Origin of the sequence: Bacteroides sp. AF29-11 (assembly GCF_003602895.1) — a bacterium.
GTDB lineage: Bacteria > Bacteroidota > Bacteroidia > Bacteroidales > Bacteroidaceae > Bacteroides > Bacteroides uniformis.
Window position 1 is genome coordinate 14,702 of the sequence record NZ_QTLY01000011.1, and the last position, 21,381, is coordinate 36,082.

The 21,381-nt window shown below is 47.8% G+C and carries 19 protein-coding genes; all 19 read left to right on the forward strand.

The window, feature by feature from the left end; translation table 11 throughout:
• Positions 1–20 precede the first annotated feature (20 nt).
• The 19 genes from DWZ03_RS17805 (at position 21) to DWZ03_RS17900 (ending at position 21,298) form a co-directional block, all read left to right on the forward strand.
• A complete protein-coding gene (locus tag DWZ03_RS17805; RefSeq protein WP_005826573.1) occupies positions 21–1,331 on the forward strand; it encodes a sugar MFS transporter in 1,311 nt (436 codons plus the stop codon).
• Between the two features lie 49 nt (positions 1,332–1,380).
• A complete protein-coding gene (galK, locus tag DWZ03_RS17810) occupies positions 1,381–2,535 on the forward strand; it encodes a galactokinase (RefSeq protein ID WP_005826576.1) in 1,155 nt (384 codons plus the stop codon).
• A gap of 266 nt (positions 2,536–2,801) precedes the next feature.
• The gene (locus DWZ03_RS17820) at positions 2,802–3,941 is read left to right on the forward strand and encodes an aldose epimerase family protein (RefSeq protein WP_117959099.1); all 1,140 of its coding nucleotides are present in this window, start codon (positions 2,802–2,804) and stop codon (positions 3,939–3,941) included.
• 22 nt (positions 3,942–3,963) lie between these two features.
• Positions 3,964–5,706, forward strand: coding sequence for a sodium:solute symporter (locus tag DWZ03_RS17825; protein WP_044468142.1), 1,743 nt, complete (start codon positions 3,964–3,966; stop codon positions 5,704–5,706).
• A 33-nt stretch (positions 5,707–5,739) separates the two neighbouring features.
• A complete protein-coding gene (locus DWZ03_RS17830) occupies positions 5,740–6,417 on the forward strand; it encodes an NUDIX hydrolase (protein WP_044468143.1) in 678 nt (225 codons plus the stop codon).
• A gap of 9 nt (positions 6,418–6,426) precedes the next feature.
• On the forward strand, positions 6,427–7,113 hold the full coding sequence (locus tag DWZ03_RS17835; protein ID WP_044468144.1) for an L-ribulose-5-phosphate 4-epimerase: 687 nt from the start codon (positions 6,427–6,429) through the stop codon (positions 7,111–7,113).
• A gap of 38 nt (positions 7,114–7,151) precedes the next feature.
• A complete protein-coding gene (gene araA, locus DWZ03_RS17840; protein ID WP_005836040.1) occupies positions 7,152–8,660 on the forward strand; it encodes an L-arabinose isomerase in 1,509 nt (502 codons plus the stop codon).
• A 124-nt stretch (positions 8,661–8,784) separates the two neighbouring features.
• Positions 8,785–10,383, forward strand: a complete 1,599-nt coding sequence (locus DWZ03_RS17845; RefSeq protein ID WP_120130481.1) for a xylulokinase — start codon at positions 8,785–8,787, stop codon at positions 10,381–10,383.
• A 23-nt stretch (positions 10,384–10,406) separates the two neighbouring features.
• Positions 10,407–11,951, forward strand: a complete 1,545-nt coding sequence (locus DWZ03_RS17850; RefSeq protein WP_120130482.1) for an alpha-N-arabinofuranosidase — start codon at positions 10,407–10,409, stop codon at positions 11,949–11,951.
• Positions 11,952–12,141: 190 nt separating this feature from the next.
• Complete coding sequence (locus DWZ03_RS17855) at positions 12,142–14,151, forward strand: transketolase family protein (RefSeq protein WP_118274961.1); 2,010 nt, start codon at positions 12,142–12,144, stop codon at positions 14,149–14,151.
• 91 nt (positions 14,152–14,242) lie between these two features.
• The gene (gene rpiB / locus DWZ03_RS17860) at positions 14,243–14,680 is read left to right on the forward strand and encodes a ribose 5-phosphate isomerase B (RefSeq protein WP_005826596.1); all 438 of its coding nucleotides are present in this window, start codon (positions 14,243–14,245) and stop codon (positions 14,678–14,680) included.
• Between the two features lie 175 nt (positions 14,681–14,855).
• Positions 14,856–15,131, forward strand: coding sequence for a tetratricopeptide repeat protein (locus DWZ03_RS17865; RefSeq protein ID WP_005826598.1), 276 nt, complete (start codon positions 14,856–14,858; stop codon positions 15,129–15,131).
• Positions 15,132–15,147: 16 nt separating this feature from the next.
• Complete coding sequence (locus DWZ03_RS17870; protein WP_005826600.1) at positions 15,148–15,375, forward strand: ferredoxin family protein; 228 nt, start codon at positions 15,148–15,150, stop codon at positions 15,373–15,375.
• A 19-nt stretch (positions 15,376–15,394) separates the two neighbouring features.
• Positions 15,395–16,480 carry a 3-methyl-2-oxobutanoate dehydrogenase subunit VorB gene (locus DWZ03_RS17875; RefSeq protein WP_016273409.1) on the forward strand — a complete coding sequence of 362 codons (1,086 nt, stop codon included), beginning with the start codon at positions 15,395–15,397 and terminating at the stop codon, positions 16,478–16,480.
• Positions 16,477–16,650 (forward strand): hypothetical protein, encoded by a 174-nt coding sequence (locus tag DWZ03_RS17880; protein WP_005826603.1) that lies wholly within the window; start codon positions 16,477–16,479, stop codon positions 16,648–16,650. Before DWZ03_RS17875 ends, DWZ03_RS17880 begins: the two co-directional genes overlap by 4 nt.
• 11 nt (positions 16,651–16,661) lie before the next feature.
• The gene (locus tag DWZ03_RS17885) at positions 16,662–17,423 is read left to right on the forward strand and encodes a thiamine pyrophosphate-dependent enzyme (protein WP_005826605.1); all 762 of its coding nucleotides are present in this window, start codon (positions 16,662–16,664) and stop codon (positions 17,421–17,423) included.
• Positions 17,424–17,445: 22 nt separating this feature from the next.
• Entirely contained in the window at positions 17,446–17,991 is a 546-nt protein-coding gene (locus DWZ03_RS17890) for a 2-oxoacid:acceptor oxidoreductase family protein (RefSeq protein WP_005826606.1), read from the forward strand.
• A gap of 254 nt (positions 17,992–18,245) precedes the next feature.
• Complete coding sequence (locus tag DWZ03_RS17895) at positions 18,246–20,456, forward strand: putative porin (protein WP_120130483.1); 2,211 nt, start codon at positions 18,246–18,248, stop codon at positions 20,454–20,456.
• 11 nt (positions 20,457–20,467) lie between these two features.
• Positions 20,468–21,298: a transporter substrate-binding domain-containing protein gene (locus tag DWZ03_RS17900; RefSeq protein WP_044467289.1), complete on the forward strand. Its 831-nt coding sequence runs from the start codon at positions 20,468–20,470 to the stop codon at positions 21,296–21,298.
• Positions 21,299–21,381: the final 83 nt, after the last annotated feature.

The following is a 21,381-nucleotide window of genomic DNA, read 5'->3' on the forward strand; positions in this document are numbered from 1 at the left end:
CTTATTAATTTTACAAAACCATGACACAACAAAAACAGAATGGTAAACTCATCGCAATTATCACGATGATCTTCCTTTTTGGTATGATTTCATTTGTTACCAACCTTGCTGCCCCTATGGGAATCGTACTGAAAAATCAGTTTTCAGTATCCAACGCTTTAGGGATGTTGGGTAACTTTGGTAACTTTATTGCATATGCAGTGATGGGAATACCAAGCGGCATCTTACTACAACGGGTAGGGTATAAAAAAACGGCATTGATAGCAGTAGCTGTAGGCTTTATCGGTGTAGGTATCCAATATTTATCAGGTCATTCAAGCCCTGATATGGCTTTTGCCGTATATTTGATTGGCGCTTTCATCGCCGGTTTCTCCATGTGTTTGCTTAATACGGTAGTCAACCCGATGCTGAACAAGCTCGGCGGCGAAGGTAACAAAGGAAACCAGCTTATCCAAGTGGGTGGTTCTTTCAACTCCGTAATGGCCACCATTACTCCGATGTTCGTAGGTATCCTGATTGCCGGTTCCATTGAAAAAGCTACTATCTCTCAGATATTCCCTGTAATGTACACAGCAATGGCTGTATTTGCCATCGCGTTCTTCGTTCTTTTGATTGTGCCCATACCGGAACCCAATGCTGCAACTTCAACAGAACCTATCGGTAAGTTGATGTCAGGCGCTTTAAAATTCCGCCACTTCATTTTGGGAGCTATAGCGATCTTTGTATATGTAGGTGTCGAAGTTGGTGTACCGGGTACTCTGAACTTGTTCTTGACCGATCCGATTGAAAAGGGAGGAGCAGGCATTTCTTCCACCATTTCCGGTTTTGTTGTAGGTACATATTGGTTCCTCATGCTGATTGGACGTCTGGCCGGCGCTTCATTGGGTGCAAAAATCTCCAGTAAGGCAATGCTTACCTTTACTTCCGCATTAGGCTTACTTTTGGTATTCCTTGCCATCTTCTCATCTACCGGTTCGCTTGTCAATCTGCCGGTACTCCAACAAAGTGCTACGGGAGGTCTCTCTTTCGGATTTGCAGAAGTACCCATCAATGCAATGTATCTGGTACTGGTAGGTCTGTGTACTTCCATCATGTGGGGTGGTATCTTTAATCTGGCCGTAGAAGGATTGGGTAAATATCTGGCAGCGGCTTCCGGTCTGTTCATGGTATTGGTATGCGGCGGCGGCATCTTGCCCGTTATCCAAGGTTTGGTGGCCGACATTGCAGGTTTCATGCCGAGTTACTGGGTTATCATCGCAGCCCTTGGCTATCTGTTGTTCTACGGTTTGGTAGGCTGCAAAAATGTCAATAAGGACATCAAGGTCGATTAACAAGAAAATATAGGTAATTTATTTATTCACCTTATAAAATATAAATATCATGGATATAGAATACGTAAGAAGCCGTTTCATCAAGCACTTTGACGGAACAACGGGAGCTGTTTATGCTTCTCCGGGTCGCATCAACCTTATCGGTGAGCATACAGACTATAACGGTGGTTTTGTATTCCCCGGAGCAATCGATAAGGGAATGATTGCAGAAATAAAGCCCAACGGCACAAACACAGTAAAAGCTTATTCCATCGACTTGAAAGATTATGTGGAATTTGGCTTGAATGAAGAAGATGCACCCCGCGCAAGCTGGGCAAGATATATCTTTGGCGTGTGCCGGGAAATGATGAAACGCGGTGTAGATGTAAAAGGTTTCAATACCGCTTTTGCAGGCGATGTGCCTCTGGGTGCAGGAATGTCCTCGTCAGCAGCTTTGGAAAGTACCTATGCCTATGCTTTGAACGACTTGTTCGGTGACAACAAGATAGACAAATTTGAATTGGCAAAAGTGGGACAATCTACAGAACACAACTATTGTGGCGTAAACTGTGGTATCATGGACCAATTTGCTTCTGTATTCGGAAAAAAAGGAAGCCTCATCCGCCTGGATTGCCGTTCACTGGAATATCAGTATTTCCCATTCGACCCGCAAGGCTATCGTCTGGTTCTTGTAGATTCTGTAGTGAAACACGAACTTGCATCTTCAGCATACAACAAACGTCGTCAAAGCTGCGAAGCTGCTGTTGCCGCTGTTCAGAAGAAGCATCCACACGTAGAATTCCTGCGTGACGTTACCATGGGCATGCTGGAAGAAGCCAAAGCCGACATCAGCGCAGAAGACTATATGCGTGCAGAATATGTCATCGAAGAGATTCAACGCGTACTCGACGTTTGCGACGCCCTGGAGAAAGGCGATTATGAAACTGTAGGCCAAAAGATGTATGAAACACATCATGGCATGAGTAAGTTGTATGAAGTAAGCTGCGAAGAACTCGATTTTCTGAATGACCTTGCATTCGATTGTGGAGTTACCGGTTCACGTGTCATGGGCGGTGGATTCGGTGGATGTACAATCAATCTGGTAAAGGATGAATTGTACAGTACATTCATCGAAAAAGCAAAAGATGAATTCAAGAAGAAGTTCGGCAGAAGCCCAAAAGTATATGATGTAGTCATCAGCGACGGTGCCCGCAGATTAGAATAATAGACATCAGCATTCAAATAAAAGGCGTTTCCCAGTAATGGGAAGCGCCTTTTTCTTCTCCCCTATTCCACCGTTTTCCACTCTAAAAACAAAATCATCCGAGAAGTTTATTCCGAACACATCTATCTGTACAGCCAGTTGGCACAGATATGTTTCTTGACACTTATGTTGCATAACATATAAAAGTGTACAGCCTACACTAAAGAAAAGTGTTACTTTTACACCCAAAGAAAGATAATCATCTCATTTACATTAAATACAAAACCATGAAAAGACATGTTCTACTTGCAGGAATTGCCGCAATGATGCTAACTGCGTGCAATCAAAAGACAGAAACAACGCTTACGCTGTCCGGTCTTGATCCAGTAAAATTCCAAACAACAGTCAATGACGCCCAGACACAGCTTTATACGCTGAAGAATAAAGCGGGCATGGAAGTATGCATCACAAACTTTGGGGGACGTATTGTATCCATTATGGTACCCGACAAAAATGGAGTTATGCAGGATGTAGTATTGGGCTTTGACAGCATTGCCGATTACATCAACATTCCAAGTGACTTTGGTGCTTCTATCGGACGCTACGCCAACCGGATTAACCAAGGGAAAATCGTTCTTGACGGAGATACCATACAGTTACCACAGAACAATTTCGGACATTGCCTGCACGGTGGCCCCAAAGGATGGCAATACCAAGTATACAGTGCCAATCCCATTGACAGCACAACTCTGGAGCTCACCCGCATTTCACCGGATGGAGACGAGAATTTCCCGGGTAATGTTACGGCAAAAGTACTTTTCAAGTTAACGGATGACAATGCCATTGATATAAAATACAGTGCAACAACAGACCAAAAGACGGTTATCAATATGACTAACCATTCTTATTTCAATTTATCAGGTGATCCTTCAAAGGCAGCAACAGACCACATCTTATACATCAATGCAGACAACTATACTCCGGTAGACAGTACTTTCATGACAACGGGTGACATCATCTCCGTCAAAGAAACACCAATGGACTTTACCACTCCCAAGAGTGTGGCACAAGACATCAACCGGACGGACTTTGAACAAATAAAGAATGGAAACGGATATGACCACAATTGGGTACTGAATACTAAAGGTGACCTATCCCAAGTGGCAGCCAAACTGACATCGCCTATAAGCGGCATCACCCTGGAAGTTTATACCAATGAGCCAGGCATACAAGTATATACCGGGAATTTCCTGGACGGCACCGTAAAAGGTAAAAAAGGCATTACTTACAACCAACGCGCTTCCGTATGCCTCGAGACACAACATTATCCGGATAGCCCCAACAAATCCCAATGGCCTTCTGTCGTACTGGAACCCGGACAAATTTACAACAGCGAATGTATCTTTAAATTCACTATAGAAAAATAACCTTTTAAATACACATCGTACAATGAATTGGAATTCACATGAATTTATATGGCTCGACTGGGTAATCCTCATAGTCGGCATGGCAGCTGTAATATGGGCTGTATGGCGTGCTGTCCAGAAAGACAAACGTATGCAACAAGGAGCAAGCAGTGCTGATTATCTATTTGGTAAAGGAGAACCCTGGTACATTATCGGTGCAGCAATCTTTGCTGCCAACATTGGCTCGGAACACCTGGTAGGTCTTGCCGGAACCGGAGCAAAATCGGGAGTAGGCATGGCTCACTGGGAAATGCAAGGCTGGATGATTCTTCTTTTAGGATGGTTGTTTGTTCCGTTCTATCAGTTGCTGAATAATAAGATGGGAAAAATCATCACTATGCCCGATTTTCTGAAATACCGTTACACACAACGCACGGGTTCATGGCTCTCCATCATAACACTGATTGCCTACATTCTGACTAAAGTGAGCGTAACAGCCTATACCGGAGGTATCTTCCTCGAATTTCTTCTTGGACTACCATTCTGGTACGGAGCTATCGGCCTGATTGTACTGACCGGTCTTTTCACGGTATTGAGTGGTATGAAGGGGGTAATGACCCTTTCAGCTATCCAGACCCCTATTCTAATTATCGGTTCCTTTCTCGTTCTGTTCCTGGGGCTGTCAGCTCTAGGTGGTGGAAGTATCGCTACCGGCTGGACAGAAATGATGGAACATGCCCGCAATGCCATGAATGTAGGAGCAGACGGCCATGCATACGGTGCCAACCACATGTTCCATTGGAGTGAAGCAGACCCGATGTATCAGGAATATCCCGGTTTTTGGGTATTCATCGGAGCTTCCATCATCGGTTTCTGGTATTGGTGTACAGACCAGCACATTGTTCAACGTGTGCTTGGACAAAGTAAAGGAGAAGCGAATGATGTCGTAATGAAGCGCGCCCGTCGCGGTAGCATTGCAGCCGGTTACTTCAAGATTCTGCCGGTATTCATGTTCCTCATTCCGGGCATGGTGGCAGCAGCCCTGGCCGCCAAAGGCGAGTTCGACATGTCAAACACAGATGCCGCTTTTGCCGTTATGGTAAAAGACGTGTTGCCCGCCGGTGTAAAAGGCATTGTAACTATCGGTTTCATCTGTGCCCTGGTTGCTTCGCTGGCTGCATTCTTCAATTCATGTGCCACTCTCTTCACTGAAGATTTCTATAAACCCATGTGCAAAGGTAAAAGTGAAGCTACCTACGTATTGGTAGGACGTATTGCCACAGTAGTAGTTGTTATCCTTGGTATGGCATGGATTCCCATCATGATGAGTCTAGGAAGTCTATACGATTACCTCCAAGGCATCCAGTCACTCCTGGCTCCTGCCATGGTAGCCGTATTTGCATTGGGTATCTTCTCAAAACGGATTACACCGAAAGCGGGTGAAGTAGGCATGATTGTAGGATTCATCATCGGTATGGTACGCCTACTGACGAATATCTTTACCAATACCGGTAAAGACGTCATGAACGGCTGGTACTGGGAATACACCAGCTGGTTCTGGCAGACCAACTGGCTCATCTTCGAAATTTGGCTGCTTGTATTCCTGCTCGTACTGATGGCAGTAGTTTCTTGTTTCACTCCCAAACCCACTGCCGAGCAGATAGAAGCCATAACCTTCACCGGCAGTTACAAAAAACTAATCAGAGAAAGTTGGAATAAATGGGATGTCATTGCTTCACTGGGAGTTGTGATTCTCTGTGCTCTATTCTATATTTATTTCTGGTAACACTCAACTGTCAAACGATAAATATACATACTTATGACAACTTATTATAGTAAGAACCCCAAATTCTACGTCTCCGTGGACTGCATCATTTTCGGTTTCAACGAAGGGGAACTGAACCTGCTGCTGCTGAAGCGTAACTTTCAGCCGGCAATGGGCGAATGGTCTCTGATGGGAGGATTTGTACAAGAGGATGAAAGCGTGGACGATGCTGCCAAACGCGTACTGCATGAACTGACCGGACTGGACAATGTATACATGGAGCAGGTCGGCTCATTCGGAGCCATCGGCCGTGACCCGGGCGAACGTGTTGTCTCTATTGCCTACTACTCACTAATCAACATCAATGAGTATGATAAAGAACTGGTGCAGAAACACAATGCATTTTGGGTAAATATCAACGAACTGCCGGAACTGATTTTCGACCATCCGCAAATGGTAGCGCAGGCACGGAAGCTGATGCAGCAGAAGGCCTCTACCGAGCCGATAGGCTTCAACCTGCTACCCAAGCTGTTCACCTTATCGCAGCTACAAAGTCTATACGAAGCCATCTATGGAGAAGCCATGGACAAACGCAACTTCCGTAAGCGGATAGCCGAACTGGACTGTATCGAAAAGACGGACAAAATAGACAAAACCGGCTCCAAACGGGGAGCTGCACTATATCAGTTCAACGAGAATCTATATCGTAAGGCACCGAAATTTAAACTGTAAAATAGAGTTATGTTAGAAGCACTGAAAGAAAAAGTATTCCATGCCAATCTTGAGTTGGTGAAGCATGGACTGGTTATCTTCACCTGGGGCAATGTTTCGGCCATCGACCGTGAGACGGGATTGGTAGTCATCAAGCCCAGTGGTGTAAGCTACGATGACATGAAAGCTACAGATATGGTAGTGGTGAATCTTGACGGTAAGGTCGTGGAAGGACGGTTAAAGCCCTCTTCAGACACGCCGACCCACCTGGTTCTCTATAAAGCATTCCCCGAAATCGGCGGTGTGGTGCACACGCACTCTACTTACGCCACAGCCTGGGCACAAGCCGGATGTGACATACCGAATATCGGGACAACACATGCCGATTACTTCCACGACGCCATACCCTGCACAGCAGACATGACGAAGGAGGAAGTGGAAGGAGCGTATGAACTGGAAACGGGAAATGTCATCGTAAAACGCTTTGAGGGGCTGAACCCGGTACATACTCCCGGAGTATTGGTAAAGAACCACGGTCCTTTCTCGTGGGGAAAAGACGCACACGAAGCGGTACATAATGCCGTAGTGATGGAGCAGGTGGCAAAAATGGCAAGTATAGCCTATGCCGTGAACCCCAATCTGACCATGAATCCGCTGCTGATAGAAAAACATTTCAGCCGCAAGCACGGTCCTAACGCTTATTATGGACAGAAATAACTATCATTCTTTAAATATAAACTATAAAAATAAATTGTATGAACACATTTGAACAATATGAAGTATGGTTCGTAACCGGAGCACAGCTCTTGTACGGAGGTGACGCAGTTATCGCAGTAGACGCACATAGTAATGAAATGGTGAAAGGTCTGAATGATTCCGGGAAACTGCCCGTAAAGGTAGTATATAAAGGTACGGTCAATTCATCCAAAGAAGTAACCGCTACCTTCAAAGCCGCCAACAACGACGATAAGTGTATCGGAGTCATCACCTGGATGCACACCTTCTCTCCTGCCAAAATGTGGATTCACGGTTTGCAGGAACTGAAGAAGCCATTACTACACTTCCATACACAGTTCAACAAGGAAATTCCCTGGGAGACGATGGACATGGATTTTATGAACCTAAACCAATCGGCTCACGGCGACCGCGAATTTGGACACATCGTGACACGTATGCGAAAGAACCGCAAAGTGGTAGTAGGCCACTGGCAGGACGAAAAAGCCCAAAACCAGATTGCCGCATGGATGCGCGTAGCTGCCGCATGGGCTGATGCGCAGGATATGCTCATCATCCGCTTCGGCGACCAGATGAACAACGTGGCTGTGACAGACGGTGACAAGGTCAGTGCCGAACAAGTATTGGGCTATCATGTGGACTACTATCCCATCAATGATGTGATGACACACTACAATGCTGTCAGCGACGAGGACGTGAAGGCACTCGTAGCAGAATACTTCAAGCTCTACGACCACGCTCCCGAACTGGAAGACGCACGTACGGAAGCCTACACCAAAGTATGGAACTCCGCCAAGGCCGAAATCGCCATTCGCCGCGTGCTGAAAGACACGGGTGCCAAAGGCTTCACCACCAACTTCAACGATTTGGGCGACTTTGACCAAATCCCCGGACTGGCCTCACAGCGACTGATGGCGGAAGGTTACGGCTTCGGTGCCGAAGGCGACTGGAAAACTGCGGCACTATACCGTACCACTTGGGTGATGAGTCAAGGCATGCCGAAGGGGTGCTCCTTCCTCGAAGACTATACGCTGAACTTCGACGGAGAAAAGAGCGCCATCCTGCAGGCACACATGTTGGAAGTCTGTCCACTGATTGCCGAACAGAAGCCGAAACTGGAAGTGCACCGTCTGAGCATCGGTATCGACAGCGAAACAGCCCGCCTGGTATTTACCAGCAAGCAAGGTGAAGGTGTAGCCGCTACCATCGTAGACCTGGGCAATCGCTTCCGCCTCATTGTGAACAAAGTAGAATGCATCAAGAGCAAGCCTCTGCCCAAGTTGCCCGTTGCCAGCGCACTGTGGATTCCAATGCCCAACCTCGAGGTGGGCGCTGCAGCCTGGATTCTGGCCGGAGGTACACATCATACCAGCTTCTCCTACGACCTGACGGTGGAATATTGGGAAGACTTTGCCGAAATGGCCGGCATCGAAATGGTAGTCATCGATGAAAATACCACCATCAGCGAGTTCAAAAAAGAACTGCGCATGAATGAAGTCTACTATATGCTGAACAAGGCACTTTGCTGATAATCATTACGGATTACCGATTGCGGACTACTAATTACACGTACCACAAACGTAACTAGTAGTTTGCAATTAGTAATCCGTTGTTTATAATCGTACTATAAATCCGTAAATTATCATTAATACCATGAAATTAGATGCAAAATCAACCATTGAGGCAGGTAAGGCCATCCTTGGCATAGAACTCGGTTCCACACGAATCAAGGCGGTTTTGATTGACCAGGAAAACAAACCCATCGCCCAGGGAAGCCATACTTGGGAGAATCAGTTAGTCGACGGACTGTGGACATATAGCGTCGAAGCTGTCTGGTATGGGTTGCAGGATTGCTACGCAGACCTTCGTGCTAATGTAAAGAGCCTTTACGATACAGAGATAGAAACCCTGGCAGCCATCGGTGTCAGTGCCATGATGCACGGCTATATGGCATTCAACGAAAAAGAAGAAATCCTTGTACCCTTCCGTACCTGGAGAAATACTAATACCGGCCAGGCTGCCGTAGCCCTATCCGAACTATTTGTCTACAACATCCCTCTGCGTTGGAGCATTTCCCACCTCTACCAAGCCATCCTCGATAATGAAGAACACGTTCCATCCATCAATTACCTGACCACCCTTGCAGGTTTTGTCCACTGGCAAATAACCGGTCAAAAGGTACTGGGCATAGGAGATGCCTCCGGTATGCTCCCCATCGATCCCATCACCAAAAACTATTCTTCTGAAATGGTGGATAAGTTCGACAGACTTATTGCTCCGAAAGGATACGACTGGAGGCTTCGAGATATTCTGCCGAAGGTATTGTCGGCCGGTGAAAACGCAGGCTTCCTTACTCCCGAAGGAGCCAGTCGCCTCGACGTATCGGGACATCTGAAAGCAGGAATTCCCGTCTGTCCGCCCGAGGGTGACGCAGGAACCGGCATGGTTGCCACCAACGCCGTAAAGCAGCGCACTGGAAACGTATCGGCAGGCACCTCCTCTTTCTCAATGATTGTATTGGAGAAAGAATTGTCCAAGCCCTACGAAATGATTGACATGGTAACCACCCCCGACGGAAGCCTCGTAGCTATGGTGCATTGCAACAATTGCACTTCCGACCTCAATGCCTGGATCAATATTTTCAAAGAATACCAGGAACTGATGGGTATCCCCGTAGATATGGACGAAATCTACGGAAAGCTCTATAACCACGCCCTGACAGGCAATGCAGACTGCGGAGGCCTCATCTCATACAACTACATATCAGGCGAACCTATAACGGGACTGGCAGACGGACGTCCACTGTTTGTACGTTCGGCAAACGACAAGTTCAACCTTGCCAACTTCATGCGCACCCATCTGTATGCTTCAGTGGGAGTTCTCAAAATCGGCAACGACATCCTTTTCAATGAAGAGAAAATCAGAGTAGACAGAATCACCGGTCACGGAGGACTCTTCAAAACCAAAGGAGTAGGCCAGAGAATACTGGCAGCTGCCATCAATTCACCCATTTCCGTTATGGAAACAGCCGGCGAAGGTGGTGCCTGGGGTATTGCCCTCCTCGCTTCCTACCTCGCAAATAACGGAAACAGCCAATCCCTTGCCGACTTCCTGGACAAGCATGTATTCACCGGAGATGCCGGTATTGAAATCTCACCGACAGCCGAAGATGTAAGCGGATTCAACACCTACATTGAAAGCTATAAAGCAGGTTTGCCCATCGAAGAAGCAGCAGTAAGATTCAAGAACTAAGTATTTAATAACACTAAAAAACTATGAACACAAAGTTATTTATCAGTAGCATATTTCTCTCCACCTCGTTGTCACTCTTCGCACAGAAAAGTGCCACTATCACTTTACACACAGACCAGAGCGGGCAAATCATTCCCAAAGAAATCTACGGCCAATTTGCAGAGCATTTGGGAACTTGTATCTATGGCGGACTTTGGGTAGGTGAAAACTCCGATATTCCCAACATCAACGGTTATCGCACCGACGTATTCAATGCACTGAAGGAGCTCCGTGTACCCGTCCTTCGCTGGCCGGGAGGCTGCTTTGCCGATGAATACCACTGGATGGACGGTATCGGCCCTAAAGAAAACCGCCCCAAAATGGTGAACAACAACTGGGGAGGCACTATCGAAGACAACAGTTTCGGAACCCATGAGTTCCTCAATCTCTGCGAAATGCTGGGTTGTGAACCCTATATCAGCGGAAACGTAGGCAGTGGTACCGTAGAAGAACTTGCCAAATGGGTGGAATACATGACCTCCGAAGGAGACTCCCCCATGGCACGCCTGCGCCGCCAGAACGGTCGCGACAAAGCCTGGAAAGTGAAATACCTCGGTGTGGGTAACGAAAGCTGGGGTTGCGGTGGGAGCATGCGTCCCGAATATTATGCCGACCTCTACCGCCGCTATTCCACCTACTGCCGCAACTATGACGGCAATAGCCTTTTCAAGATAGCCAGCGGTGCCAGCGACTACGACTATAACTGGACCAAAGTGCTGATGGACCGCGTAGGCGGCCGTATGCACGGTCTTTCCTTGCACTACTATACCGTCAGCGGATGGAACGGCAGTAAAGGCGCCGCCACCCAATTCAGTAAAGACGACTATTACTGGACACTGGGCAAATGCCGCGAAATAGAAGATGTCATCAAGAAGCATTGCACCATTATGGATAAATACGACCCTCAAAAGAACGTAGCTCTTATGCTTGACGAATGGGGAACCTGGTGGGACACTGAACCGGGTACCAATCCCGGACATCTGTACCAGCAGAATACATTGCGTGATGCTTTTGTCGCCTCCCTCAGCTTCGACATCTTCCATAAATATACCGACCGTCTGAAAATGGCAAACATTGCCCAAATCGTCAATGTATTGCAATCCATGATTCTGACCAGCGGAAAAAACATGGTACTCACCCCCACTTATTATGTATTCAAAATGTACAATGTACACCAGGATGCCACCTACATTCCTCTTGAGCTGAACTGCGACATGATGGATGTACGCGACAACCGCAGAATACCAATGGTCAGCGCTACCGCCTCCAAAGACCCAAACGGCAAGATACACATTTCCATGTCCAACGTAGATGCAGACAATGCACAGGAAGTGACCATCAATCTGTCTGGAACGAAAGCCAAGAAAGCAGTTGGTGAAATATTGACTTCCACCAATCTGACGGACTACAATTCATTTGAAAATCCCGACAATGTGAAACCCGTTCCGTTCAAAGAGGTAAAAATCAATAAAGATATTCTCAAGATTAAACTTCCGGCCAAATCAATCGTTACTATTGAGTTACAGTAAAACTACCGTGCACCGCACAAAATCAGCTAAATACGTTTAGTATCATTTTAGCAGCAAAAAGGCAGTAATACTGATAAAAAAGACACTCTTCGAGTGTTGTGAATTACGCATAAAGAGTTATCTTTGCCCTTGGAAAACCTACAAGGACCAAATAACCTATTGATAATATTCAAAATTAATTAGATTCAATATGAACGACAACAAACTTATGAACCGTGCGGCGGACAATATCCGTATCCTTGCTGCATCCATGGTTGAGAAAGCCAACTCCGGGCATCCGGGCGGTGCCATGGGTGGTGCTGACTTTGTAAATGTACTCTTCTCAGAGTTCCTGGTATATGACCCTGAAAATCCGGCTTGGGAAGGTCGTGACCGTTTCTTCCTCGACCCGGGACACATGTCACCGATGCTTTACTCTACATTGGCCCTGACCGGCAAGTTCACGCTGGACGAACTGAAAGAGTTCCGCCAATGGGGAAGCCCTACTCCGGGACATCCCGAACGTGACATCATGCGCGGCATCGAAAACACTTCCGGACCGCTCGGCCAGGGACACACATTTGCAGTCGGTGCAGCCATCGCAGCCAAGTTCATGAAGGCACGTTTCGAAGAAGTAATGCCACAGACCATCTACGCTTATATTTCTGACGGTGGCATCCAGGAAGAAATCTCCCAAGGCTCAGGCCGTATCGCCGGAGCATTAGGGTTGGATAATCTCATCATGTTCTATGATGCCAACGACATTCAGCTTTCTACCGAGACAAAGGATGTGACCATCGAAGATACCGGCAAGAAATACGAAGCTTGGGGCTGGAAAGTCATTAAAATCAATGGTAACGATCCCGATGCCATCCGCGGTGCACTGAACGAAGCCAAAGCTGAGAAAGAGTGTCCGACGCTGATTATCGGTCATACCGTAATGGGTAAAGGTGCCCGCAAGGCAGACGGCAGCAGCTACGAGGCTGATTGTGCCACGCACGGTGCTCCTCTGGGCGGCGACGCTTATATAAACACTATCAAGAATTTGGGTGGTGACCCGACAAATCCGTTTGTCATCTTCCCCGAAGTGGCCGAACTATATGCCAAGCGTGCAACTGAGCTGAAGAAAATCATGGCTGAAAAGTATGCAGCCAAAGCCGCATGGGCAAAAGCCAATCCGGAAAAGGCTGCCAAACTGGAAATGTTTTTCTCCGGCAAGGCTCCCGAAGTGAATTGGGCCGCCATCGAACAGAAAGCAGGCGTTGCCACCCGCGCAGCATCTGCCACTGTGCTCAGTGCTCTCGCCACTCAAGTAGAAAATATGATTGTTGCTTCTGCCGACCTTTCCAATTCCGACAAGACAGACGGATTCCTCAAGAAAACACATGCCTTCAAGAAAGGTGACTTCAGCGGTGCATTCTTCCAGGCCGGTGTTGCCGAGCTGACTATGGCATGTTGCTGTATCGGTATGGCACTGCATGGCGGTGTAATCCCCGCTTGCGGAACTTTCTTCGTATTCTCCGACTACATGAAACCTGCCGTACGTATGGCAGCCCTGATGGAAGTTCCCGTGAAGTTCATCTGGACACACGATGCCTTCCGTGTAGGTGAAGACGGTCCTACCCATGAACCGGTAGAGCAGGAAGCCCAAATCCGCCTGATGGAAAAACTGAAAAACCACAAGGGACATAATTCCATGTTGGTACTCCGCCCGGCAGATGCAGAAGAAACAACTGTGGCATGGAAACTGGCAATGGAAAATACCACAACCCCAACCGGTTTGATTTTCTCCCGCCAGAACATCGCCAACCTGCCCGAAGGCAACGATTACGAACAAGTTGCCAAAGGCGCTTATATTGTAGCCGGCTCCGATGAAAATCCAAATATAATCCTCGTTGCTTCAGGCTCGGAAGTTGCCACATTGGTAGCCGGTACTGAATTGCTGCGCAAGGATGGCATCAAGGTGCGTATCGTGTCCGTTCCTTCCGAAGGTCTGTTCCGTAGCCAAGCTCCGGGATATCAAGAAGGCATTATCCCGTGTGGTGCCAAGGTATTCGGCCTGACAGCCGGTCTGCCCGTCACACTGCAAGGGCTGGTAGGTCCCCGCGGTAAAGTATGGGGATTGGAATCATTCGGATTCTCGGCACCTTATAAAGTGCTGGACGAAAAGCTCGGTTTCACCGCAGAGAACGTTTACAAGCAAGTAAAAGCAATGTTATAATCATTATCCGATGTGCTGATGTGCTGATTGCCCGCGCCCTACAAGTTGCAGGCATCAGCACATTGGCACATTGGTATATTAACTGACCATCATGAAAACAATAGGAATCTGTTCCGACCATGCAGGCTTCGAATTGAAGGAATATGTTCGCGGCTGGTTGGAAGCCAAAGGCTGGGCTTACAAGGACTTCGGGACCTACTCAACCGAGAGTTGCGACTATCCCGACTTTGCACATCCTTTGGCACTGGCCGTTGAAGCCGGAGAGTGCTATCCGGGAATTGCCATCTGCGGAAGCGGTGAAGGTATCAGCATAACGCTGAACAAGCATCAGGGTATCCGCGCAGCCCTCTGCTGGACGGCAGAAATAGCCCATTTGGCACGCCAGCACAATGATGCCAATGTGCTTGTCATGCCAGGGCGATTCATCAGTACCGAAGAAGCCGACATGATTATGAGGGAATTCTTCAGTACACCATTCGAAGGCGGACGCCACCAACGAAGAGTGGACAAGATACCGGTACACTTGTAAAGCAGTAGAATCACATTCTTTATGATATCCGCCCGAAGCTCTGACATTCTGATAGAATCGTGAGAAACTTCGGGCTTTTTATTTGCCCCTTTTTCTTATTTTTCACAGTGAAGATGCTCATTGTCTTCAAATAAAAACTATCTTTGTGGTTCGATAACCCGGATATTTTTTAGATATGGAACGACTGAATACCATAAAAGAGCTTATCAACCAGGGAAATGTAGAGCAAGCCATCCAGCAGCTTGACGAAATACTGCAAACAGACTTTCCCGGCAAAGACGAAGCTTACTACCTGCGGGGAAATGCCTATCGGAAACAAGGCAACTGGCAACAAGCACTGAACAACTATCAGTATGCCATCGACCTGAACCCCGAAAGCCCGGCACAACATGCCTATCAAATGGCTATGGACATCCTGAACTTCTACAACAAGGATATGTACAATCAATAAATAAAGAACGTAAATTATGGCAAAAATCAAAGGAGCAATCGTAGTAGACACCGAACGTTGCAAAGGCTGCAACTTGTGTGTGGTAGCGTGTCCGCTCAACGTAATAGCCCTCACCAAGGAGGTGAATGTGAAAGGGTATAACTATGCCCACCAGATATTGGAAGATACTTGTAACGGCTGCGCCTCGTGCGCCACAGTATGTCCGGACGGATGTATCTCAGTATATAAAATAAAAGTAGAATAAATCTGTAAATCAGTAGAATATGGCAGAAGAAGTTGTATTAATGAAAGGAAACGAAGCCATCGCCCACGCAGCCATCCGTTGCGGTGCAGACGGTTACTTCGGATATCCCATTACTCCGCAATCGGAGGTATTGGAAACTCTTGCCGAACTGAAACCCTGGGAGACGACCGGCATGGTGGTTCTTCAGGCAGAAAGTGAAGTGGCAGCTATCAATATGGTGTACGGCGGTGCCGGAAGTGGTAAAATGGTCATGACCTCCTCCTCCAGCCCCGGTGTCAGCCTAAAGCAGGAAGGTATCTCTTATCTGGCAGGTGCCGAGCTGCCTTGCTTGATTGTAAACGTTATGCGCGGCGGTCCCGGTCTGGGAACCATCCAACCGAGCCAGGCCGACTATTTCCAGACAGTAAAAGGAGGCGGCCACGGTGACTATCGTCTGATTGCCCTTGCTCCGGCTTCCGTACAAGAAATGGCAGATTTCGTAGGACTGGCATTCGAACTTGCCTTCAAATACCGTAATCCGGCAATTATCCTTGCCGACGGTGTCATCGGCCAGATGATGGAAAAAGTGGTGCTCCCGGTACAAAAGCCACGCCGCACCGATGCGGAAGTCATCGAACAATGCCCATGGGCCACTACCGGCAGAACCAATGGCCGCAAACCCAACGTCATCACCTCATTGGAACTGAAACCGGAAGAAATGGAAAAGAACAACATCCGTTTCCAGGCCAAATACAAGCAGATAGAAGAGAATGAGGTTCGCTTCGAGGAAATTCATTGCGATGATGCCGACTACCTGATTGTAGCCTTCGGCTCTATGGCACGCATCGGACAGAAAGCAATGGAGCTGGCACGCGAAGAAGGAATCAAGGTAGGTATGCTCCGCCCCATCACGTTGTGGCCGTTCCCGACCAAAGCCATTGCCGCGTATGCCGACAAGGTGAAAGGTATGCTCGTTACAGAATTGAATGCCGGACAGATGGTGGAAGATGTCCGCCTTGCCGTGAACGGTAAAGTGAAAGTGGAACATTTCGGACGCCTCGGCGGCATTGTTCCCGATCCGGATGAGATAGTAGATGCATTGAAAGAAAAACTGATTAAGAAATGAATCCTGATAAAATAAGAAACGTACTGAACATTCTCTTCATGGTACTTGCCTTGGCAGCTATCATTATATATTTTGCTGCAAAAGATGACTTCAAGCTGTTCATCTACGTCTGCGGCGCGGCGATATTCGTCAAGTTGATGGAGTTTTTCATACGGTTCACCAACAGATAGGAGAAGTGATTATGACAAAAGAAGATATTATAAAGCCCGAGAATCTGGTTGCCAAGAAACCGACTCTGATGAACGACAATCCCATGCACTACTGCCCGGGATGCAGTCACGGCGTAGTTCATAAACTCGTAGCCGAAGTTATCGAAGAAATGGGACTGGAAGACAAAGCAATAGGCATCTCCCCCGTGGGATGTGCCGTGTTCATCTATAATTATATAGACATCGACTGGCAGGAAGCCGCCCATGGACGTGCGCCCGCACTTGCCACTGCCATCAAGCGCCTTTGGCCAGACCGCCTGGTGTTCACTTACCAAGGAGACGGCGACCTGGCTTGTATCGGTACTGCCGAAACCATCCACGCCTTGAACCGCGGCGAAAACATCACCATCATCTTCATCAACAATGCCATCTATGGTATGACCGGGGGACAAATGGCTCCCACTACCCTTGTAGGCATGAAGACATCGACCAGCCCTTACGGACGTGACGTGCATCTGCACGGCTATCCGCTGAAGATGGCCGATATTGCTGCACAATTGGAAGGAACCGCTTACGTGACACGCCAAAGCGTACAGTCCGTTCCCGCCATCCGCAAAGCGAAAAAGGCTATCCGCAAAGCATTCGAGAACTCTATGGCAGGCAAAGGTTCCAACCTTGTGGAAATCGTTTCCACCTGTAACTCCGGCTGGAAGATGTCTCCTGCGAAATCCAATGAATGGATGGTAGAGAACATGTTCCCCTTCTATCCGCTGGGCGACCTGAAAGATAAATAATCATGCTAAAGACAGAAGAACAATGAAAGAAGAAATCATTATAGCAGGCTTCGGTGGACAAGGTGTATTGTCCATGGGAAAGATTTTGGCATATTCCGGATTGATGGAAGGCAAAGAGGTGACTTGGATGCCGGCTTACGGACCGGAACAACGTGGTGGTACAGCCAACGTAACAGTCATCGTAAGTGACGAGAAAATATCCTCACCCATCTTAAGCAAGTACGATGCCGCCATCATCCTGAACCAGCCGTCACTGGAGAAATTCGAAAGCAAGGTAAAACCCGGAGGCGTACTTATCTACGACGGTTACGGCATCATCAACCCGCCGACGCGTAAGGACATCCACGTTTACCGCATCAACGCCATGGATGCCGCCAATGAAATGAACAACGCCAAGGCATTCAACATGATTGTATTGGGTGGATTATTGAAAATCAAGCCGATGGTTACACTGGACAGTGTACTCAGAGGATTGAAGAAGACACTGCCCGAACGCCACCACCACTTGATACCGATGAACGAAGAAGCTATCAAGAAAGGAATGGAACTTATTCAGGAAATGAAATGAAAGGCTATGTAAAGCCACTCCCCATAAGAGGAGGAACTTTACGCCAGAATAAGAGATAAAGGAAAACGGATAAGCCCTTGTGATATTGATTTATTGCAAGGGCTTATTTCATTTCAAGCCGGAAAAAGTATGGATTCAAGGGCAGAGAACCGGAAGCAGTATAGAACAAAACAGAAAACAAGACAGTTTAAAAGAAGCAAAAAAGGCTGAATTCAGTAAGCAAATAATTTTTTATTGTATCTTTGCGCCTAATTATGAGACGAATTGTACTGACATATATATTTCTGTCCGTTATAGGGATATGGGGGGCTATGGCGCAAAACACCTTAAACCCGATGAACAATCGCGACCGGTTCGGTAACCAGATTGACCCGAATACCCAGCCGGACAATCTGGAAGACAGTACCAATACTGAGATTCAAAGTCTTCCGCCCAAGCTTTACATGTGGAAACTAAGTGAGACACTGGGCAACCGTACCATCATACCTGCCGACACAGCCAGCCTCAACTTCCAGAGCACCAATCTGGTGGAAGGAATGTTCGGCCACTACAACTACTTGGGAAATTTAGGTTCTCCACGTCTCTCACGTCTGTTCTTCGAACGGGAGGAAAGCGAACCTACCATCTTCATGGCTCCCTTCTCCAGTTTTTTCACACGTCCCGACCAGGTGCTTTTCACCAACAGCAACGTGCCTTACACCAATCTTACCTACTACAAGGCCGGCAACAAAGTGAACGGTGAAGAACGCTTCAAGTCCTATTTCTCCGTCAACGTCAACAAGCAGTTGGCATTTGGCTTCAACATCGACTATCTGTACGGGCGCGGTTATTACCAGAACCAGTCCACCTCGCACTTCAATGCAGGACTGTTCGGTAGCTATATCGGCGAGAAATACCAGGTACAAGCAGTCTACAACAACTTTTTCCTGAAGATGAACGAGAACGGCGGTATTGCAGACGACCAATACATCACCCGTCCCGAAAACATGTCCGGAGGAAAGAAAGAGTACGAGTCCACCACTATTCCGGTCAAATTGGAACAGAGTTCCAACCGTAACAAGGATTTTTATATCTATCTGACACAGCGCTATCGTCTTGGTTTTACGCGGAGAGTACGGAACACACAAGAAGGCAAACCGACGGTATCCGCACCCAAAGCCTCATCCTCCCCGTCCTCTGAATCCGAAATATCCGCTTCGAACAACGACATAGCATTGCCAAACGACAGCATAGCATCAAAATCGGTCAGCACACTTGCAGCTACCAATGACAGCCTGCCGTCTGTTTCTACCGCAGACAACGACTCACTTTTCGAAGAAGAGTTCGTCCCCGTCACCAGCTTTATCCATACCTTGAAAGTAGAGCGGTCGCGGCACCAATTCCGTTCGGGAAGCGAGCCCGAAGGATTCTTCCCGGAAGACTACAAGCTTTACAAGAATTACAGCAACGACTCCACCACGGCATTCAGTGTAAAGAACGTGTTCGGAATAGCCTTGCTGGAAGGTTTCAACAAATACGCCAAAGCCGGACTTACGGCTTATATCTCCCACAAGTTCAGCCGGTACGACCTGATGAATACGGACACACTTACCGACATGCGCCGCATCCGCTACACCGAGCAGGAAATCTTCCTGGGTGGCGAACTCGCCAAGCGCGAAGGCAAACTGCTGCACTACAACGTAAACGGTGAAGTGGGGTTGGTAGACAAAGCCATCGGGCAGTTCCGCGTCAACGCCAATCTGGACCTGAACTTCCGTCTATGGAAAGATACGGTGAACTTCTACGCCCGCGGTTATGTGAGCAACACGCTTCCTTCCTTCTATATGCGTCATTATCACTCCAACCACTACAACTGGGACAACGACAACATGGACAAAGAATTCCGTACGCGTGTGGAAGGCGAGCTGAACATTTCCCATTGGGGAACCAATCTCCGTGCCGGTGTAGAGAATATAAAGAACTACACTTACTTCAACCAAAGCGCCCTGCCCGAACAGAACGGAGGCAACATACAAGTGCTGTCTGCCACGCTGAAACAAGACTTCCGCCTCGGTGTCTTCCACCTGGACAACGAGGTGACCTGGCAGAAGACGAGCAATGAAACAGTACTTCCATTGCCCCAACTCTCGCTCTACCATAACTTCTATATACTGGCTAAACTCGCCAAGAAGGTGCTGACCGTTCAGTTGGGTGCCGATGTCCGTTACTTCACCAAGTACAACGCACCTGCCTATGCACCCGGCGTCCAGCAGTTCCATCTGCAACCTACGGACGATTTGGTGGAAATAGGCGGTTACCCCATCGTAAACGTATATGCCAACCTGCACTTGAAGCGGACGCGTATCTTTGCCATGATGTATCACGTCAACGCGGGTATGGGAAGCGCCAATTCCTTCCTGGTGCCGCACTACCCCATCAATCCGCGCTTGTTCAAAATTGGCGTCTCATGGAATTTCTATGACTAACAGATGACTGTATGACGAAAAGCAGACTGCTCAAATACGCACTTCTGGGAATTGCGGCGGCTCTCATTGCCCACTATCTCATCAAGAAAGAAGAGAAACCGAAAGGTCATCCGCGCGATTATGCCGAGATAGCTGCCGAAGGCATCATACATGCTTCGACGGAATACAACTCCATCAGTTTCTATGTGGATGATGACACCTTGTCCGGTTTCCACTACGAGCTGATAGAAGCTTTTGCACGCGACCACGGGCTGCAAGCGGCCATATCACCGGAAATGAGCTTCAACAAGCGGCTGGAAGGCCTGGCCGACGGGCAATATGACGTGATTGCCTACGGCATCCTCGCCACCAGTGAGCTGAAAGACTCCTTGCTGCTTACCACCCCTATTGTGCTGAACAAGCAAGTGCTGGTGCAACGCAAGCTTGAGAATATTTCCGACTCGTCATTATTCATCAAAAGCCAACTGGACCTGGCTGGAAAGACACTGCACGTAGTGAAAGGCTCCCCTTCCATACTACGCATCCGCAACCTGGGAAATGAGATAGGCGACACCATCTACGTTGAGGAAATAGAGAAGTACGGTTCCGAACAACTGATTGCCTTGGTAGCCCACGGAGACATCGACTATGCCGTATGCGACGAAAGCATTGCCCGTACCGCAGCCGACAGCATTCCTCAAATAGACATCAATACCGCCATCAGCTTCACGCAATTCTATTCCTGGGGGGTAAGCAAACAGTCCCCTATCCTGCTGGACAGCCTCAACACATGGCTGGATAGTTTCAAAAAGGGAAAGGAATACAAGAAAATCTACAAACGATACTACGGGAAACGAAACTAAGCTGCACTTTTCCATACACGCAGCATATCCCTACTTTTACAACCAGTTATTAATCAACAGCTTATTACTGCAAAATCCTGCAT

Coding starts and splice junctions, on each gene's coding strand:
- DWZ03_RS17805 (WP_005826573.1), top strand. CDS start 21: ATGACACAACAAAAACAGAATGGTAAACTCATCGCAATTATCACGATG.
- galK (WP_005826576.1), top strand. CDS start 1,381: ATGGATATAGAATACGTAAGAAGCCGTTTCATCAAGCACTTTGACGGA.
- DWZ03_RS17820 (WP_117959099.1), top strand. CDS start 2,802: ATGAAAAGACATGTTCTACTTGCAGGAATTGCCGCAATGATGCTAACT.
- DWZ03_RS17825 (WP_044468142.1), top strand. CDS start 3,964: ATGAATTGGAATTCACATGAATTTATATGGCTCGACTGGGTAATCCTC.
- DWZ03_RS17830 (WP_044468143.1), top strand. CDS start 5,740: ATGACAACTTATTATAGTAAGAACCCCAAATTCTACGTCTCCGTGGAC.
- DWZ03_RS17835 (WP_044468144.1), top strand. CDS start 6,427: ATGTTAGAAGCACTGAAAGAAAAAGTATTCCATGCCAATCTTGAGTTG.
- araA (WP_005836040.1), top strand. CDS start 7,152: ATGAACACATTTGAACAATATGAAGTATGGTTCGTAACCGGAGCACAG.
- DWZ03_RS17845 (WP_120130481.1), top strand. CDS start 8,785: ATGAAATTAGATGCAAAATCAACCATTGAGGCAGGTAAGGCCATCCTT.
- DWZ03_RS17850 (WP_120130482.1), top strand. CDS start 10,407: ATGAACACAAAGTTATTTATCAGTAGCATATTTCTCTCCACCTCGTTG.
- DWZ03_RS17855 (WP_118274961.1), top strand. CDS start 12,142: ATGAACGACAACAAACTTATGAACCGTGCGGCGGACAATATCCGTATC.
- rpiB (WP_005826596.1), top strand. CDS start 14,243: ATGAAAACAATAGGAATCTGTTCCGACCATGCAGGCTTCGAATTGAAG.
- DWZ03_RS17865 (WP_005826598.1), top strand. CDS start 14,856: ATGGAACGACTGAATACCATAAAAGAGCTTATCAACCAGGGAAATGTA.
- DWZ03_RS17870 (WP_005826600.1), top strand. CDS start 15,148: ATGGCAAAAATCAAAGGAGCAATCGTAGTAGACACCGAACGTTGCAAA.
- DWZ03_RS17875 (WP_016273409.1), top strand. CDS start 15,395: ATGGCAGAAGAAGTTGTATTAATGAAAGGAAACGAAGCCATCGCCCAC.
- DWZ03_RS17880 (WP_005826603.1), top strand. CDS start 16,477: ATGAATCCTGATAAAATAAGAAACGTACTGAACATTCTCTTCATGGTA.
- DWZ03_RS17885 (WP_005826605.1), top strand. CDS start 16,662: ATGACAAAAGAAGATATTATAAAGCCCGAGAATCTGGTTGCCAAGAAA.
- DWZ03_RS17890 (WP_005826606.1), top strand. CDS start 17,446: ATGAAAGAAGAAATCATTATAGCAGGCTTCGGTGGACAAGGTGTATTG.
- DWZ03_RS17895 (WP_120130483.1), top strand. CDS start 18,246: ATGAGACGAATTGTACTGACATATATATTTCTGTCCGTTATAGGGATA.
- DWZ03_RS17900 (WP_044467289.1), top strand. CDS start 20,468: ATGACGAAAAGCAGACTGCTCAAATACGCACTTCTGGGAATTGCGGCG.